The 15,948-nt window shown below is 44.2% G+C and carries 15 protein-coding genes; 7 read left to right on the forward strand and 8 right to left on the reverse strand.

Annotated features, from left to right (window positions below; genetic code table 11):
• Nucleotides 1-55 precede the first annotated feature (55 nt).
• On the forward strand, nucleotides 56-973 hold the full coding sequence (ubiA, locus tag B3Q63_RS04485) for a 4-hydroxybenzoate octaprenyltransferase (protein ID WP_296174247.1): 918 nt from the start codon (nucleotides 56-58) through the stop codon (nucleotides 971-973).
• Nucleotides 966-1,643, forward strand: coding sequence for a DUF4112 domain-containing protein (locus B3Q63_RS04490; protein WP_296174250.1), 678 nt, complete (start codon nucleotides 966-968; stop codon nucleotides 1,641-1,643). Before ubiA ends, B3Q63_RS04490 begins: the two co-directional genes overlap by 8 nt.
• A gap of 107 nt (nucleotides 1,644-1,750) precedes the next feature.
• Here the strand turns inward: B3Q63_RS04490 and B3Q63_RS04495 are convergent, their stop codons facing one another.
• The 5 genes from B3Q63_RS04495 to ispZ form a co-directional block, all read right to left on the reverse strand.
• Nucleotides 1,751-2,368 (reverse strand): hypothetical protein, encoded by a 618-nt coding sequence (locus B3Q63_RS04495; protein WP_296174252.1) that lies wholly within the window; start codon nucleotides 2,366-2,368, stop codon nucleotides 1,751-1,753.
• A 356-nt stretch (nucleotides 2,369-2,724) separates the two neighbouring features.
• Nucleotides 2,725-4,860, reverse strand: a complete 2,136-nt coding sequence (gene mnmD, locus B3Q63_RS04500) for a tRNA (5-methylaminomethyl-2-thiouridine)(34)-methyltransferase MnmD (protein ID WP_296174254.1) — start codon at nucleotides 4,858-4,860, stop codon at nucleotides 2,725-2,727.
• Between the two features lie 26 nt (nucleotides 4,861-4,886).
• Entirely contained in the window at nucleotides 4,887-5,450 is a 564-nt protein-coding gene (locus B3Q63_RS04505; protein ID WP_296174257.1) for a hypothetical protein, read from the reverse strand.
• The gene (locus tag B3Q63_RS04510) at nucleotides 5,447-5,788 is read right to left on the reverse strand and encodes a YciI family protein (protein ID WP_296174259.1); all 342 of its coding nucleotides are present in this window, start codon (nucleotides 5,786-5,788) and stop codon (nucleotides 5,447-5,449) included. The genes B3Q63_RS04505 and B3Q63_RS04510 overlap by 4 nt, the downstream gene beginning before the upstream one ends.
• 146 nt (nucleotides 5,789-5,934) lie before the next feature.
• Entirely contained in the window at nucleotides 5,935-6,486 is a 552-nt protein-coding gene (gene ispZ, locus B3Q63_RS04515; protein ID WP_201563255.1) for a septation protein IspZ, read from the reverse strand.
• A gap of 224 nt (nucleotides 6,487-6,710) precedes the next feature.
• Here ispZ and B3Q63_RS04520 point away from each other — a divergent pair, with 224 nt between their 5' ends.
• Together B3Q63_RS04520 and B3Q63_RS04525 are read left to right on the forward strand one after the other, a co-directional pair.
• A complete protein-coding gene (locus tag B3Q63_RS04520) occupies nucleotides 6,711-7,592 on the forward strand; it encodes a PHP domain-containing protein (RefSeq protein ID WP_296174262.1) in 882 nt (293 codons plus the stop codon).
• A 244-nt stretch (nucleotides 7,593-7,836) separates the two neighbouring features.
• Entirely contained in the window at nucleotides 7,837-9,399 is a 1,563-nt protein-coding gene (locus B3Q63_RS04525) for a GGDEF domain-containing protein (protein WP_296174264.1), read from the forward strand.
• Between the two features lie 64 nt (nucleotides 9,400-9,463).
• Here the strand turns inward: B3Q63_RS04525 and truD are convergent, their stop codons facing one another.
• Nucleotides 9,464-10,600: a tRNA pseudouridine(13) synthase TruD gene (truD, locus tag B3Q63_RS04530; protein WP_414706307.1), complete on the reverse strand. Its 1,137-nt coding sequence runs from the start codon at nucleotides 10,598-10,600 to the stop codon at nucleotides 9,464-9,466.
• A gap of 444 nt (nucleotides 10,601-11,044) precedes the next feature.
• Here truD and B3Q63_RS04535 point away from each other — a divergent pair, with 444 nt between their 5' ends.
• Nucleotides 11,045-12,673: an FAD-dependent oxidoreductase gene (locus B3Q63_RS04535; RefSeq protein WP_296174270.1), complete on the forward strand. Its 1,629-nt coding sequence runs from the start codon at nucleotides 11,045-11,047 to the stop codon at nucleotides 12,671-12,673.
• Between the two features lie 107 nt (nucleotides 12,674-12,780).
• Nucleotides 12,781-13,455, forward strand: coding sequence for a GNAT family N-acetyltransferase (locus tag B3Q63_RS04540; RefSeq protein WP_296174273.1), 675 nt, complete (start codon nucleotides 12,781-12,783; stop codon nucleotides 13,453-13,455).
• A gap of 74 nt (nucleotides 13,456-13,529) precedes the next feature.
• Here the strand turns inward: B3Q63_RS04540 and B3Q63_RS04545 are convergent, their stop codons facing one another.
• Complete coding sequence (locus tag B3Q63_RS04545) at nucleotides 13,530-13,742, reverse strand: hypothetical protein (protein ID WP_201563243.1); 213 nt, start codon at nucleotides 13,740-13,742, stop codon at nucleotides 13,530-13,532.
• 204 nt (nucleotides 13,743-13,946) lie between these two features.
• Here B3Q63_RS04545 and B3Q63_RS04550 point away from each other — a divergent pair, with 204 nt between their 5' ends.
• Nucleotides 13,947-14,315: a hypothetical protein gene (locus tag B3Q63_RS04550; RefSeq protein WP_281491013.1), complete on the forward strand. Its 369-nt coding sequence runs from the start codon at nucleotides 13,947-13,949 to the stop codon at nucleotides 14,313-14,315.
• A 123-nt stretch (nucleotides 14,316-14,438) separates the two neighbouring features.
• On the opposite strand, the gene gorA is transcribed toward B3Q63_RS04550, so the two are convergent.
• Entirely contained in the window at nucleotides 14,439-15,794 is a 1,356-nt protein-coding gene (gene gorA, locus B3Q63_RS04555; RefSeq protein ID WP_201628196.1) for a glutathione-disulfide reductase, read from the reverse strand.
• Between the last annotated feature and the right edge of the window lie 154 nt (nucleotides 15,795-15,948).

Genomic DNA, 15,948 nt, shown 5'->3' on the forward strand with positions numbered 1-15,948 from the left:
ATTCCATAGCCTGCAAAAAAGTATATAAAATTCCTATAGATGATAATAAAAAACCATGACATTTAACGACAAACTACAAGCCTACCTGCAACTAACGCGCTTTGATAAACCCGTAGGTATAGAACTATTACTCTGGCCAACGCTATGGGGTGTGATGCTGGCGGCGATGGGTCAGGCGCAGCAGCAAGGGGCAACGGCAGGTTTGCCGAGTCTAAAGGTATTTGTACTTTTTGCGCTGGGCGCGATTTTTATGCGGGCGGCAGGCTGTGCAATCAATGACTTTGCTGACCGCAAGGTCGATGGTCATGTCAGCCGCACCAAAGGCCGTCCATTAGCGGACGGGCGCTTATCTGCTAAAGAAGCCATTGCTGCATTCTTAATATTGGTATTACTTAGTGCCAGTTTGCTGTTCTTTTTACCTATTGCTGTTTTCTACTGGTCGCTTGGCGCCGTTGTATTGGCGTTTATTTATCCATTTATGAAGCGCTATACCCATTTGCCGCAAGTGTTTTTGGCAGCAGCATTTGGGTGGGCAATACCGATGGCCTATGTCGCGATACAAGGCGCGCCTGATATCTGGTGTTGGTTATTGTTTATCGCTTATATGTGCTGGACAGTGGCTTATGATACCCAGTACGCCATGGCGGATCGTGAGGATGATTTAAAAATTGGCGTCAAATCAACGGCGATATTATTTGGTCGCTATGATGTGATTATCATCTCGCTGCTACAAACCGTATTTTTACTTATCATGGGTGCGGTTATGTGGCATTACTTTGCGCCAACCAGTGTATGTGTGATACCGGTATTTGGTTTGGCGTTAGTGGCGATGATGTTTGCCAAGCAAAACAGCGCTTGTGCCAGTCGTCAAGCATTGGCATGTTTTCAGGCGTTTTTGGCCAATATATGGGTAGGACGTTACGTCTTTGCTCTTATCGCAATCGCTTGCCTATGGACGACTTTTAATGGATAACTTTAAGAAGCTCTCAAAGTCAAAAGCGAAAAAGGGTGCTGCTATTAATGCGCCTGTTATCGATTATCAGGCAAAGCTTGCTGAGCATGGGTTAACGCGTGAGCAGGTTATCGCGACCGAGCGTAAACTGGCTAAGTTTGCCAATACCATGGATTTGCTCGTACGGGTGCCCTTTACCAAGCAAGGCATGGGCGCTGATGCGGCGCTCTCGACTATTCCGCTGGCGGGAGATTTGGCAGGATTGGCGTTGACCAGTTATGCTTTTGTATTAGGTCGGCAGTTGGGCGTCCCTGCGCATAAAATGACCCCAGCGGTTAGACTGGCGCTGATTGATATGGTGGTTGGCATCGTACCGGGTATAGGTACAGTGCTCGATATTTTTATTCGCCCTAGTCGCAAGACACTGAGCATCGTGCACGAGCATCTACATGATGAATACGGCATCACCGAAACCATGCATATGGATCGACCGTTTTTGCATCAATCCTTGGAAGATAAGCAGCAGCAAAGCCGCTTTGCGTTCTTTTGGCGCAACCCTGTCGTTGCTTGGTTATATCTGCACATTCCTGACCTATTGGGATTAATCGTTATTGTGGTTATCGGCTGGGGCTTATGGGCGATGATAAGCTGGTTGGTCAGTCTGTTTAGCAAGACCACTGGTTTTGGCTAAAGGTAAAGCAGAGCAAAAAGGCGGCAAATATTAATGATATTTGCCGCCTTTTTATTGCTGAATTTATTACCTTTAACAGATTCTAAGCTAAGTTTTTATTGGTAACATTATTCGGTGATGACTTCTGCTTCTACACTGATGGCCTCAAAGCTCGTTGTTTTATTGTTTTGAATAAGATCAATGCTGCTACCACCGCCATGACTGACCAGCTGAATACTGCCATCGTTTGAGCGATAAGTAGGGTTATTGCCTTGGCCTTCTGGCGCACTCAAGGTCATTTTTGGTTTGTTTGGTAAGGTGATTATAGCGTTAAGCACGCCTTTTTCTGAGGTTTCAAAGATGACAAATAACGTCTCACCGCTGGCGCTGCGATAATTAACATCAGTGATTTGCGCGCCTTTGATGGCTTGTTCTGGATTGGGCGCTATCGCAGCATTATTTGTTGAGGTGTCCGCTACGTTAAGCTCATTTTCTAATTCATTTAAGCTCATATCTACTTCTGCATTAACAGCAGACTTAGCAGTATCTTCATCAGCAACTTTCGGTGCATTAATATTAGAGCTTACTGGCGTCGTTTGGGTGGTTGCTTCAGCAGCAGTTTCATTAACGGTTTCAGGTTCGGGCGTCTTTTGGCAAGCATTCAGCAGTGATAGGCTTAAGAACGCAATAGAAAGCGCTTTAAGTGATGGTTTTGATGTTGCCAAGGTAAAAATATCGGTTTTCATAATAGACAGCTATCCATTTATAATAGTTATTTAAGCATTTTAAATTTTAAGGTTAGTCTAGCATTATTTTTCAAGTCGGCTTCTATACTGTTATAAATACATGCCTTGGCTTTGAGAGCATTTGTATAAAATAGCATCTGTATAAATAGTGATAAAGGTTAGGGCGTGTCCTCAATTCAATCGATGGACATCTAAATGGTCTAAAAATGGCTAAATTTCGCCAAACTTCGTCAAATAGCTTGGTAATATCCCGATATTAACTGCGCTATTTTCCTTGTTTGGCTACAATTTATCTCATTTTTATCACCATTTTTAAAATGAGGACACGCCCTAGCGTAAAGTTAAATTATTACCTTTTATGCTTTATGCAATCGCGCCCGATTGGGTGATAATCGCGCTAAGGTAACGGCAGATAAAGGCGCAAAGCAGCCTAACATCATATCTGCTAATGCTTCAGCGCATATTGGTGCTAGTGCATAACCCTTTGCCCCCATGGCGGAGAGCGTCCAAATGCGGCGACTTTGCGCAAGTCGTCCGACTAAGGGATGATAATCAATCGTTTGCGTGCGTACACCGGCGCGCGCTTGCCATGCGCTGGTATCGTTTGGCAAGACATTGCTTAATTCAGGAATATCCTCAAGCAATTTGTCATAATTCTGCTGATTTTCTTCACCACGGATATCAATACTGGCGTCAGCATCTACAAAGCTGGCACCCAGTAAAAACTGCGGCTGATTGTCGCTAATATTATTTACCTCGGCATCACCAATTTGCCCGATAAAGGGCGCGCAATAACCACTATATTTGAGCGGTAATTTAGGCAGACCAGCGACCTGCTCAGCAGTGGGCGTAAACCAAGATAACTGCCCGCGGATGGTACGGCATTCAACGATACGTTTATCTAGTTGATGGCTTTCATAGGCGGCGCAAATAACGACATTGTCAGCGCAGATAGTAATAGAGCTTTGATTATTATTACTGCCACTTTCTTTATCACCAGTCACCGTAACTTTATCTGCAGTCTCTTTGATATCGGTAACGCTAAGCTGCTGATAACTGATATTTGGGTCTTTAAGGATGACGGTTTTTAGCGCTTGTGGATTGACCAAACCAGATTGTGGTAAATATAAATTGTCTGCTAAGTCTTTAGTTTTTAAGCCGCTTAACCGCAGTGCTTCTGCAGTCGTAATCGTAGTTGCCATCTCATTGGGATAATCGGCAATTTGCGCCGTGCCGATATTGGTTTTTATCAGCAAATCTAACGTACCTGTTTGCTCAAGTATGAGCGGCGTTTGCTGCAGCTCTGCTTGCTGATTAAAATAACGATACAGCCTGCCGCTATAGAGGTAGCCGATAGAATGTAGGTGCTCATAAACATGATGAATGGGTGTCATGTTCGGCGCGAGGAGGGCACGCGGATTGCCAGAAGCCCCAGCAAGTGGCGCGACTTTATCTATTATGGTGACTGTCATGCCGCGATTGGCCAGTGTCCAAGCGGTGAGTAGTCCCGCAACACCCGCGCCAATCACCACTGTATGGCTAGGAATGTGGCTGAGAGGGTTTGGCAAAACGGAGAAATTGTTATCGTCATTTAGTGCTAAAGAATGAGCGTTGTCAGCCATAACTGCCGTCAGCATTTCACGCTTGCGCCCAAAACCTTTCACCTTATTAATCTCGAAGCCATGAGTTTGTAACCCACGTTTGACGATACCAGCACAGCTATAAGTAGCGGCAGTCGTGCCAGTACGAGATAAGCGCTGCATCTGGGTAAATATCGACTCTGCCCACAAAGTCTCATTACAAGAAGGCGCGAAACCATCTAGAAACCAAGCATCAACGTAAGGGCGTTTAATAGCCGAATCATTATCTAAGCTTGCCAAACTATCGCCCGCATCGCCTAACCAAATATCAAGCGTGATATTATCGTCAATAAAATTTAGTCGATGACAGCCCGCAATAAGCGGCGGGTAGTTGGCTAAAAGTTGCTCAATCAATTTAGCAAGTTCGGGGGCGCGCTGTGCCCATAAAGCGAGTATCTGTGTTAAGTCGTTCAGCGGAATGGGATATTTTTCAGTGGTGATAAAGTGTAAGCGCGCGCTTGTTAAATGCGGCTTTTTAGCACGAAGCTGTCGCCAAAGCTGCCATGTCGCCAAAAAATTCAAGCCCGTACCAAAGCCCAATTCAGCAACAGTAAAGCATTGCTTGTCGGCAAGGTTTGCTAGGCGCTCGGGTAATTGGTTATGGGCTAAAAATACATGGCGGGATTCTGCCAAGCCATCAGCATGCGAGAAATAGACATCGCCAAACTCCCCTGATACTGGCACTTGATTGCCAGCATCATCGGTTTGCCATGCAATCTTAGCAGAGACAATCACGTTTGGCGGTGCGGGTTTTTTAGGGAATTTGGTGGCTTTATAAGGTTTATGCGCGGCGGAAGAGGTAGGCTTAGATATAGCAGATTTAGACTCAGGTTTAGACACAAATTTGGACATAAAGCATCACATTTATAGAGGATTTACTACCAGCGTTCGCGGCGAACAAATACCAACCACGAAATAAAAATCCCAACCAACAAGCTAATCAACACCGTAAATGCGCCATATAAAAACAATTGACCTTTGCTCTCATAAACCAAAACGTTCACTTGCGTTTGTAAGTCGTTGACTTGACGCTGAAGCTGGGCATTACGGCTAAGCAATTCTTGATTGGCCTCAGAGAGCGCTTTATTAGACGGTTGTAGCTGCGCAGCTAAGGTATCGTTAATATTGGTTGCAGGCTGAGCACTCGCAGTTGGGTTCGCTGCTATAGTAGACACCGTATTTGAGGCAGTATTTGGTAGCGTTAGTTGATTAACAGTATTGGGCGCTAATAGAGCGTTAGGCGCTAGCGTAGCCGTTCCTGCCGCAGGATCAGCATTAGTCACAGTTGGTGCTGCTTGTACCGATAGACTGGCAAGCAACAATAGGCTAGCAACACTAACGTTAGCAACACGGCCAAAAACGCGCGCAATATCATGATGAGCGATATGATGAGTAACGTGATTAGAAACAGAATTATTTAATGACAATACCCGCTCAATCACGATGCTGCTACCTTATTGGCTGGTTTATCTGCTGCGCTGTCAGTAGGTGCAGGCAGGGTCTGAACAAACGGCTTGATATCTACATGGCTATAGACACCATCACGCAAATAAGGCTCAGCGCTCGCCCATGCTTGCGCGGCATCGAGGGAGTCAAAGTCAGCAATAATCAGGCTGCCTGACATCTCGCTTTTACCGTGTTCAATGGGCGTTGGACCCGCGATAATGAGTCGCTGCTCGCTTTGTAATACTTGCAGGCGGGCAACGTGTTCGGCGCGCGTCACCTGACGTTGTGCGCTGCTACCAGCAACATCGTGACCAATAATGGCAAATAAGAACATGGGGCTTCCTCAAGTAAATAGTATGAATAAAGCGCTAATAACCAGAATAAAAAATAATGATGATATGTCTCATTATACTTTTAAATCATATATTATGATTAAACCAGCTTTTACGATTAAACTAGGTCTTATAATTAAATCAGCTTTTATTTAGTGGTTTTGTCGGTTAACGCTGGATTGAGATGGTTTTTCAACAACGCAAATTGGGCAACCACGAATACCAACATAATCGGAATCCAGCCGTAGGTTTTGAAGTTAATCCAAGCCTCGTCAGACATAGTGAATGCCGTGATATAATGTAGGACGCCCATAAAGGCAAAAAACAATGCCCAAGCGACGGTCAGTTTTTTCCAGCCACTCAGCGTGAGTGAAAACACCTCTTTCATGGCCAGTTGCATCAGTGGCTTATTAATCGCCGCACTGACCAATAGCGTTAAGGCAAAGATGCCATTGATAATAGGTGATTTCCAACGCAGATAAATATCGTCACGCAATAACAGCGTACCACCGCAAAAAACGATGGTTAATAATAAAACGACCCACTGCTGTTTATCAAATTTGCCTTTTTGACGCACAAAATGGATGGCATAAATAATAATAGTGGCAACGAGCAATGCGCCTGCCGCCGCTAAAATGCCACTGTAACGCGCGGCAATAAAAAAAGCGATCAACGGAATGAAGTCTAATAAGGCTTTCATAGCAAATAGGATGTCCAACAAAAAACGTATGGGGTAGTTTACACGTCTACTGCCGCAAAAAAAAGCAATCAACCTGATAATCGTCCGATATGCCCTCGATATGTTATTGATATGCTGTTGCTATGCCATGCCTTCGCCGTTTTTAGCTCGTTTTACTGATAATATAGTTAGTATCGCCAGTATATTTAAATGAACAACACATTCAAAACCTTAAGGCCAGCTTTATGAAAATCGACTTACATTGCCACAGTACTTGCTCTGATGGCACCTATGCGCCGACCGAGGTGGTACAGCGTGCTCATAACGCTGGTATTAATGTACTGGCGCTGACTGATCATGATACCTTAATGGGTATCGATGAGGCACGCGCGGCGGCTGAGGCCTGCGATATACAGTTAATCAATGGGGTTGAGATTAGCTGCGAGCACACGCTTAGCGGCGGCTACGGTAAAAATAAATCCACCAATAAAATTATCCATGTACTTGGACTTGATTTTTCCGATCGTGAAAAAATGCACGCCACCTTGCAACAATTACAAGACAGCCGTGCCACGCGCGGTCAACGTATCACTGAAAAACTCAGTGAGCTATTAGATATTAATTACGACGAGTTATGGCAAGCGGTACTAGATAAAGCAGGCGGTAATCCACAAGCGGTAGGGCGTGCGCATATTGGTCAAGTGTTGTTTGAGCGCGGCGCCGTAAAAACCGTACAAAAAGCCTTTGATAAATACTTGGCGGACAATAAGCCGGCTTATGTGGCGATTGAAGCATTAACAATGCAGCATGGTATCGAGCTGATTCATGCTTGCGGCGGCAAGGCGGTACTCGCGCACCCAACGCGCTATCAGCTATCTGCCACCCGTGTACGTAAACTGATCGAAGAATTTGCCGAGCTTGGCGGTGATGCTTGTGAATTACCAGCGAATAGCGAACCAGTTAGTACCCGCAGAATGGTCGATCGTAGTATTGCTGAACACCAGCTTGCCGCCTCTATCGGTAGCGACTTTCATGGCAGTAATATGCCGTGGCGACGTTTGGGTGACGTGCCGAACCTTCACCCTGAACAGCAGGGCATTTGGCAGTCGTTTGCGACATTGGCTTAGTTAAAATGATAAGTCGATACTGTGACTCGGCATTGTAAATTGACCATATAATTAAAAATCATTACTAAAAAACATAGGCCAAAATGAGGTGTCAGATACTGACGCATAAATCACTTAAACAGATTGATAATTAAAAGAAAAATTGCCACACTAAATGCGTCAGTTTAGATCTAACATAAATCATCCTTTTTACTTTCTTATTTGGTTTTAGCTCAATAACTTTCATTATCTGCGGTAGCCCATTATGGCTGTATCGATATCTCATCTAGGCTACAGAAAGCTCTCGCGAGTAATTTTCGAGTGGCAAGCTGCTGATAGGGCATCGCTGCTGGCATTGTTTATTTTGCTGGAAGTGTCATCGCATTGGCTATGGTGTTTATTTGTCTGGTGGCGCCAAGATATCTATGGCTCCTACGTAAATATGGATGTGCTGTATCCCTTGTGGATAGGGCTCACCTTGATGGTCCTGTTTTTTTCTTGGATGGTTAGCCGCTTATCGCCGATTAGAAAAGACACGGATTCGTTATATAAATGGCAAGCGATAATCGTCACGCTTTATAGCCTTTATATTGCCGTGGTCATTTTAGTCATGGGTCATAGTAGTTTGGTCGCGGGAGTATCACTCGTTGGTGGCGCGATGTTAGGTATGATGCTTATACGTCGCCGCTATGTCTGGAAAGCCTTTTTGGGTCATATCGTCCTGATTTTCCTGGTCACTTTGGTTCCCTATTTTGGCTTGACGATACCCAATCTACGTCAAATGACGATGAGCTCTTTTCCTTTAGATGGCTATAGCTATCTTACTTATAGCGAGATGACATCAATTGAAAATGCCATTTCTGCGTCTATTTTTAAAAATGGAATACTGAGTTGGGAGACCTTTAATCAACTGCGTTTGTCTTCAGCATTTTTTTGGCGCACCACCCATATTTATATGGCGCTGCCAAAGGCAATTTTTATCATTTATATGTTTCGCACGCTGCTATTGATATTGGATAACAGTAAAGCTGAGATTATGCAGTATGCCAATCAAGATGAATTGACCCAGTTAAAAAGTCGCCGCTATGGTTTGACGCAGATGCAGCAAGCACTGCTCGCAATGGGAGATAAGCAAGATTTTAGCGTGATTTTATTGGATTTAGATTGGTTTAAAAATATCAATGACAACTATGGTCACGATGTCGGCGACCAAGTACTGTCTGAGGTTGCTCAGACGCTACTAAAATCTCTATCAGAAGAGAGCATTGTCAGTCGCTATGGCGGCGAAGAGTTTTTGATTGTGCTACCCGATACCCAGCATGATAGTGCCATGACCATTGCGAAGCAGTTGCGCCAAGATATTGCGCAACATGTCATCAAGAGTGATGATGGCACGGATTTTAATATAACTGCCAGTATAGGGGTTTATACCCTGACCCATGAGGAGCGCGCCCGTATTCAGAGTGAATATAGGGCTTTGGCATTAGAAGAAAGTACGCAGCCGCTTGCGGAAACGCAGAAGTCTCGTAGGCAAGAGGCCGATATTAATAAAGCCCGTACCGACAAAGCTAGCACCAACAAAGCCAGTACGCAAAAAGAAAGCTCGCAAAAAACTCGCGCCCAAAAAAGAATCTCTCATAGAAGAAAACGCGCTGCCACAGAAATATTAAAGGCGCAGCTGCCGAGCGATATTTGTCAGCGCTTAATCTGTATCGCTGATAAAGCCTTATATGAGGCAAAAGATCGTGGCCGCAATCAAGTGGTCAGTGCCAATTATATGCTAGCGGCAGAAAAAGATAAGATTGCCGTCCTTTATGCCATTAGCTAATTATCTGCAATTTAATTGCTTACATACATCACATAAGCAATTAGATAGCCATTTATTCTGATATTTAGATCGTTACTGATGCTGTGTTTAGATTGTGAACCAAGCTTGAAAGCACACTGGTCGCAAAGCTACCCGTCGTTAAGGTAAAGCTCAGCACCAATATAGGCTCATTATCTATGTCCTGCCATTCCCAACTTAATCCTTCAATTGGTAATCTTAGCGCTCGTCGTTGTGCTTTGATATCACGCTTCTCTAGGCCTGTAGCTAGCTGATGTAATAATGGGTCGTTTTGCACAATCTCATTTTCGATAGCGGCTGCTACGCCACTGACTTTATCATTACCCAGGCCCCATAACACGGCAGTTGGATGAATATCGCCGCTGGCAAGTCGCGCTTGTAAAGTCTCATCGATTGCTTCGCTGGCAAATATCGAGCCTGACCCGTCCAAATTAAATACTTCGCCTGCAAGTCCATCATTCCAACTACCATCGCGTACTCGCGCTGCCAATATCTCATTAAATATCAAGCTACGCGCAGCAGACAGCTCCATGCTGTTTTGCTCGCGCGGCGCTTGTTTGCGTTTGCTCTTTTTGGGCTGCGGACGACTTTCTGGCGCTGGACGGGCAAATAATGCCAATGCTTCTCTGACATTATTGCCATTACGACCAAAGCGCTGCGGGCCAAAATAATTGGGCACGCCCGTTATGCTGATATTGGCTAAATGCTGCTCTACAGCACTTTTGTCACTTTCTTTAGCCGATAAATCCTGCTCGGACGCTGTAACTTCTAAATCAGCAAATTGGATATCTCGTAAAGTAATGATAAATTGATTGGCTCTATGCGTACCGCGATTGAGCTTTTTATTATGCCACTGCTGCGCAAGGATAGTGAGCGATTCATTGGCGCTAATATCTACTGGGGCAAATTCAGACTCTGGTAATTGCTTCTTAGGTATGCGCAGGCTAAACCACTGTGTCGTTAGCGCATGACGGTCTTTAAGCCCTGAGTAACCAACATCGCGTAGTGGAATCTCTGCCCATTCTGATAGCAGTTTAGCCAGATAAGCGGTATTCATGCCCAGCTTTTCGATATGCAACCATAAATGCTCACCTTCGCCCGTAAAGTCGAGCGGCAATATCTCATTAACCACAAAATCTGTGGCATGGGCTTTATAAGTCGCTTGTGCTAAAGGCGGCTGCATCGGCTGTGGCAATTTAGCCGTGTCAGTAGCGGCGCTAATATCGAAGCTTGCGATATCAAATGTCTTATCATCAAGCGTTTCGTTATTAAGTGAGTCGTTATTTAAATCGTCTTGAGAATTTGCGCTCAGGTTTGCATTGTCGTCTTGAGAAGTCATAAAGGCATCTTTTTTTGATTATAGGTTTTAACGTAAAGTGGTCGAGATATGTATTAAAGGTTTAAAAGGCATTAAAGATTTAAAAGTCAAAATTACGTTTTGCAACGCAGGCAGCATACAAATAAACAGCGCCTGTCAAATGGGCTTGCTACTATCAAGGTATCTGATTTTTAAATTGCGTATTTCTATCGGTATTGATTGATTTAATCAGCTGACATCAATACGTTTTCAGCAGGAATTTTTCAGCATGAACCAATAACGATCAATATTAAATGTTAAGGATAACTTATGAGCAATGCAACGATTCATACCGTCACCATTAGCAAAGCCGACATTCCAAATGGTGGCATGAAATCCTATAAACAGGATGACGATAGTATCATTTTAATCACGCGTGATGAGGACGAATTTAGCGCCTTTGATGGTAAATGTCCGCATGCTGGCGCAGATTTGGGCGATGGGTTACGGTGTGGCAATCGCGTTATCTGCCCATGGCATCATGGCAGCTTTGATAGTCGCGATGGCACGTTATTAGAGCCGGTCGCGATGCGCGGCTTGACCCAATATGAGCTGACCGATGAGGGCGATAGTTTAATCGTCAATACCGCAGCGAAGATAGATAAGCGCGTGTCCAATGATAAAATGACGGATACCCATACCATTATTGTTGGCGGCGGTGGCGCGGGCTTTATGACGGCCAATCAGCTGCGCCATACCGGTTATGGCGGCAAGATTACCTTAATTAGCCAAGACGATAAAGCCCCTTATAATCGTCCTTTATTATCCAAAATGTTTTTGGCGGGTAAAATGGATGAGAAATATTTAATGCTTGGTGGTGCTAACTGGGCACGTAACAATGATATCGATTTGCGCTTAAACCAAACGGTGAGCGAAATATTACCTAATGAGCGCACGATCGTCATCACAGGTGCAGATGGTAAAAGCGACCAACAAACGGCGGACTTCTTAGTAGTAGCAACAGGCGCTGAACCAAAAATACCACCTTTTAAAGGTGCTGAGCTCAATGGCGTTTATACGCTACGTAGTATGGATGATGCCAAAGAAATTAAAAGTGCCAGCGATAATAAGCATGTCGTCATCGTAGGTACCGGCTTTATCGGTATGGAAGTGGCATCGGCGTTAATGGAGGCAGGGAAGGCGGCCTCTATCACTGTCGTTGGACGTAGTCGCCGTGTGATGGCGAATATCGTTTCTGAAGCCGTTAGTAATGCTTTAATCAAACTGCATGAGGATAAAGGCGTTAACTTTGCCTTTGGTGCGGGCGTTAATGAAATCAATGCTGGCGAAAACAGTACTGACAATAAAAGCGCTAAAGTCAGTAGCGTAACCCTATCAGATGGCAGCACGCTTGCCGCCGATATGGTGATTTTAGGAACGGGTGTCGCGCCGCGTATTGAGCTATTAAATGAGGTAAACGCGCCAGATGGTGTGCAAGTTGATGAGCATTTGCAACTGCGTGACGGCGTCTATGCACTCGGTGATATCGCTAAAGCGACCAATCAAATGGGACGTATGCGTATCGAGCATTGGCGCGTGGCTCTGCAACATGGTTTAGTCACAGCAGCTGCTATCTTAAATGAAGATAATGTCGATTCGTTAGCGGAGCGTATTCCTTTCTTTTGGACAGGACAGTATGGCAAAAGCCTACGCTATAGCGGACATGCGGCCACGCCTGATAATGGCATTTTATTTGGCTCGCCTGATAACCTTGACTATATCGAATATTATTTTGACGATGATGGGGAGGACACGCGAGCCAGTGCCGCAAGTTCGCTTGGACGTGACAAAGAGCTGATTGCTTTCTCTGAGCTACTCCGCCGTGGTTATGCGCCAACGCGCGCCCAAATAAAGGCAGGATTTGATATTATCGAGCAGGCACAGGCGTTATCGCGCTAGCATTTAGAAGGTTATAAGGTTTACTATAAAGGCTGGCTTGGTTATTCAGGTCAGCCTTTTATACGATAGCTTTTATAATAAATAAACGGAAAAGGAAAACCGATGTTATGAGTACAGACCACATTAATAAAGAAACACTGAATAAAGAAGCCTTTAATAAAAAACCATTGAATAAACAAACCGTATTTTTACGTCAAGCTGAGGCAAGTGATATTGATGCACTTGAGCAATTGCTAAATCGCTGTTATCGGCAAGCAGAAGGCTGGACCAATGAAGCAGATTTAATCGGCGGTATTCGCACCACCAAAGACGAGCTGTTAGCCGTCATCGCTGACCCAAAACATTACGTTTTTATTTATCCCAAAACCACGACAGGTGAACGTGATGGTAAAGAAACAGGTGAGTTATTAGGCTGTATCGCGGTCGATATAAAGGACGAGGCTGAGATAAGTGAGAGCGCTGGTAATAAAAAAGCCTATATCGGTATGTTTGCTGTACTGCCTGAGCTACAAGGACATGGTGTCGGCCATCAAATATTACAGGCAGCTGAGACGTTTGCGCAGCGGCACTTACAATCAAGTACGCCAACGCCTGATAAAAACCCTGCGCGTCTGACCATGTCTATTTTAAGTCATCGTCCTGAGCTTTTGGCTTATTATCAGCGCCGCGGTTATCAGTTAAATGGTAATAGTATGCCGTTTCCCGTCGATGGCAATAATGGCGAACCCAAACGTCAAGACTTACAATTACTAGAATTAGAAAAGCTCGTGAGTCAATCATAAGCCAATTAGGCTTATTAACCTCAATTCAGCTAAACTCACTTCAACTGAATCCAAAGTACTTAACCCCACAGCAATCAACCCCAAAAACGTCCAAAGGTCATAAATAGCCCGACACTCAACAGGAGAAATGCCACGATAATTAAGCGCTTAAACCAGTTAAAAGCGGGCAAGCGCGTGGCATTATCATCAGACATCAAGTAAGCAAACAAGCAAATCAAGCTTGCGACCAAGGTCATAATGCCCAGACCAATCGGTAATATGGAAACATACATCTGCCACACAAGCATCTCGCAACGGTCATTATTAAGCGCATCATAGCAGTATCGCGATTGTACTGTCAGCATTAAGCATTAGCTGCACTTTAATATTTTCATCTTATTTCCCTACGAAATTTATTTATAATAAGGTTAAGTAGGCTTTCTAAAATTAAGTTGGGTTTTTAGACATAATTCTGTATAGTGAAGTAACATCACAGATACATTGAGACTGATATGAATAATTTTAAAAAATTGGTTCTAATTGCTTTATTAACGCCTCTATTTGCAGCGTGTTCAAACGCGCCTCCTGAAAGCACGGTCGAAGAGTTAATCGAAGCACAGTATGCGCAAGCCAATAGCATGATAGATGATGCGATGGCAAACGCGGGCAATGATGAGATGGCAAAAGCCATGAGCGGTATGATGGAAGGCATGATGCCAAAACTTGAGCGCGTCGAGAATATCAACTGTGACAGCGTCGAGGGTGACAATACCTATATGTGTACCGCTGATATTACCCAAACGATTGCAGGAAATAGCCGTACCAATAAGACCAGTTTTAAAGTTTATCAAGTCAATGATGAATGGGTGTTGGGTAATTAGAAGGTTTAGCATTTTCTAATAAATCAGCATGTCTACTGATTACTGACAATAAAAAAGGATGCCTAATAAGCATCCTTTTTATAATTTCTAAGACTGTGATTAATATCGCCCAGTCTATAAAAACTAACGCATCGTCACAAACTCTTCTGAACCCGTAGGATGAATGGCGACCGTATCATCAAAATCAGCCTTAGTAGCGCCCATCTTTATCGCCACCGCAAACCCTTGAATCATCTCATCGACGCCATAGCCGATACCATGCAAGCCAATGACTTTTTCATCCTCACCCAAGCATACCAGCTTCATCACGCATTTTTGACGGTGCTGGGTCACCGCACTATACATAGAGGTAAAGGTCGATTTATAGCATTTAATATTTTCTTTGCCATATTGCTCAACCGCGTCGATTTCAGACAAGCCAATCGTACCGATAGCAGGGTGGGTAAAGATGACCGTTGGTATCAAATCATAACTTAGATGCTCATTAGTCTTATCATTAAATAAGCGCTCAGACAGGCGACGACCTGCGGCAATAGCCACCGGCGTCAAATCAATGCTGTTTTCGATAATATCGCCGACTGCATAAATCCCTTTAACATTGGTATTTTGAAACTTATCGACTTTAATTTTGCCAAACTCGGTCGTCTCTACCCCTGTCACTTGCAAGTTGATATTGTCGGTGGAGGGCGCACGACCAACGGCCCAAATCAAGCAATCTACCGTATCGAGGGTACCATCTTTGGTGCATAAGGTCAGACTACCATCTTCATTTTTATTGACCTCAGTTAGCGTCGTATTAGTGTGCAATTGAATGCCGTCTTGCTCCATCTCTATCAGTAAGGTTTCTACGATAGTGTGGTCAAATGAGCGCAGCGGCGAGTGTTGACGCACATAAAGATGTACCTCAGCGCCTAAGCTATTCATTACCCCTGCAATTTCAACGGCGATATATCCTGCGCCGACGATAGCCACGCGTTTTGGCAGATGATTCAAAGCAAAAAAACCATCAGAATTGATGCCGTATTCTGCGCCTTTGATATCGGGTTGAATCGGGTGACCGCCCGTCGCAATCAAAATATGGTCAGCGGTAATGAGTTCGCCATTGACCTCTACCGTATTGGTATCGACAAATTTGGCAAAGCCTTTTATCACCTCAACGCCATTTTTCGCCAAATTATTATCGTAAGAGCGGTGAATATTTTCGATATATTGTTGGCGACTTTGTACCAGCTTTTGAAAGTCAAAGCCTTTTAATTCAACATCAAAGCCATAATCTGGCGCATACTTTTCGATGGCTTCAGCCACTTGCGCGCCGTACCACATCACCTTTTTGGGTACGCAGCCCCAATTTACGCAAGTGCCGCCCAATTTGTCGGCTTCGATAATGGCGCATTTTTTGCCATAGCTCGCTGCGCGATTGATCGAGGCAATGCCGCCGCTACCGCCGCCAATGGAAATATAGTCATAATGTTTTGTCATGGTTAAGTCTCTTTATTCAGTACGTATTAATGCGTATTGGTGCAATTTTGCAGTCTATTATTTTTTAATTCTGTTATTTTGAACTCTATTGTAATGGGTATGATAATTAATCTTACAAGGTTTTTATTATAAGGATATGCCAGCTAGTATCAGA

This window comes from Psychrobacter sp. UBA2769 (assembly GCF_002352555.1).
Taxonomy (GTDB): Bacteria; Pseudomonadota; Gammaproteobacteria; order Pseudomonadales; family Moraxellaceae; genus Psychrobacter; species Psychrobacter maritimus.

Coding starts and splice junctions, on each gene's coding strand:
- B3Q63_RS04535 (WP_296174270.1), top strand. CDS start 11,045: ATGAGCAATGCAACGATTCATACCGTCACCATTAGCAAAGCCGACATT.
- B3Q63_RS04545 (WP_201563243.1), bottom strand. CDS start 13,742: ATGCTTGTGTGGCAGATGTATGTTTCCATATTACCGATTGGTCTGGGC.
- ubiA (WP_296174247.1), top strand. CDS start 56: ATGACATTTAACGACAAACTACAAGCCTACCTGCAACTAACGCGCTTT.
- truD (WP_414706307.1), bottom strand. CDS start 10,600: ATGCAGCCGCCTTTAGCACAAGCGACTTATAAAGCCCATGCCACAGAT.
- B3Q63_RS04525 (WP_296174264.1), top strand. CDS start 7,837: ATGGCTGTATCGATATCTCATCTAGGCTACAGAAAGCTCTCGCGAGTA.
- B3Q63_RS04550 (WP_281491013.1), top strand. CDS start 13,947: ATGAATAATTTTAAAAAATTGGTTCTAATTGCTTTATTAACGCCTCTA.
- gorA (WP_201628196.1), bottom strand. CDS start 15,794: ATGACAAAACATTATGACTATATTTCCATTGGCGGCGGTAGCGGCGGC.
- B3Q63_RS04540 (WP_296174273.1), top strand. CDS start 12,781: ATGAGTACAGACCACATTAATAAAGAAACACTGAATAAAGAAGCCTTT.
- mnmD (WP_296174254.1), bottom strand. CDS start 4,860: ATGTCCAAATTTGTGTCTAAACCTGAGTCTAAATCTGCTATATCTAAG.
- ispZ (WP_201563255.1), bottom strand. CDS start 6,486: ATGAAAGCCTTATTAGACTTCATTCCGTTGATCGCTTTTTTTATTGCC.
- B3Q63_RS04520 (WP_296174262.1), top strand. CDS start 6,711: ATGAAAATCGACTTACATTGCCACAGTACTTGCTCTGATGGCACCTAT.
- B3Q63_RS04495 (WP_296174252.1), bottom strand. CDS start 2,368: ATGAAAACCGATATTTTTACCTTGGCAACATCAAAACCATCACTTAAA.
- B3Q63_RS04510 (WP_296174259.1), bottom strand. CDS start 5,788: ATGTTCTTATTTGCCATTATTGGTCACGATGTTGCTGGTAGCAGCGCA.
- B3Q63_RS04490 (WP_296174250.1), top strand. CDS start 966: ATGGATAACTTTAAGAAGCTCTCAAAGTCAAAAGCGAAAAAGGGTGCT.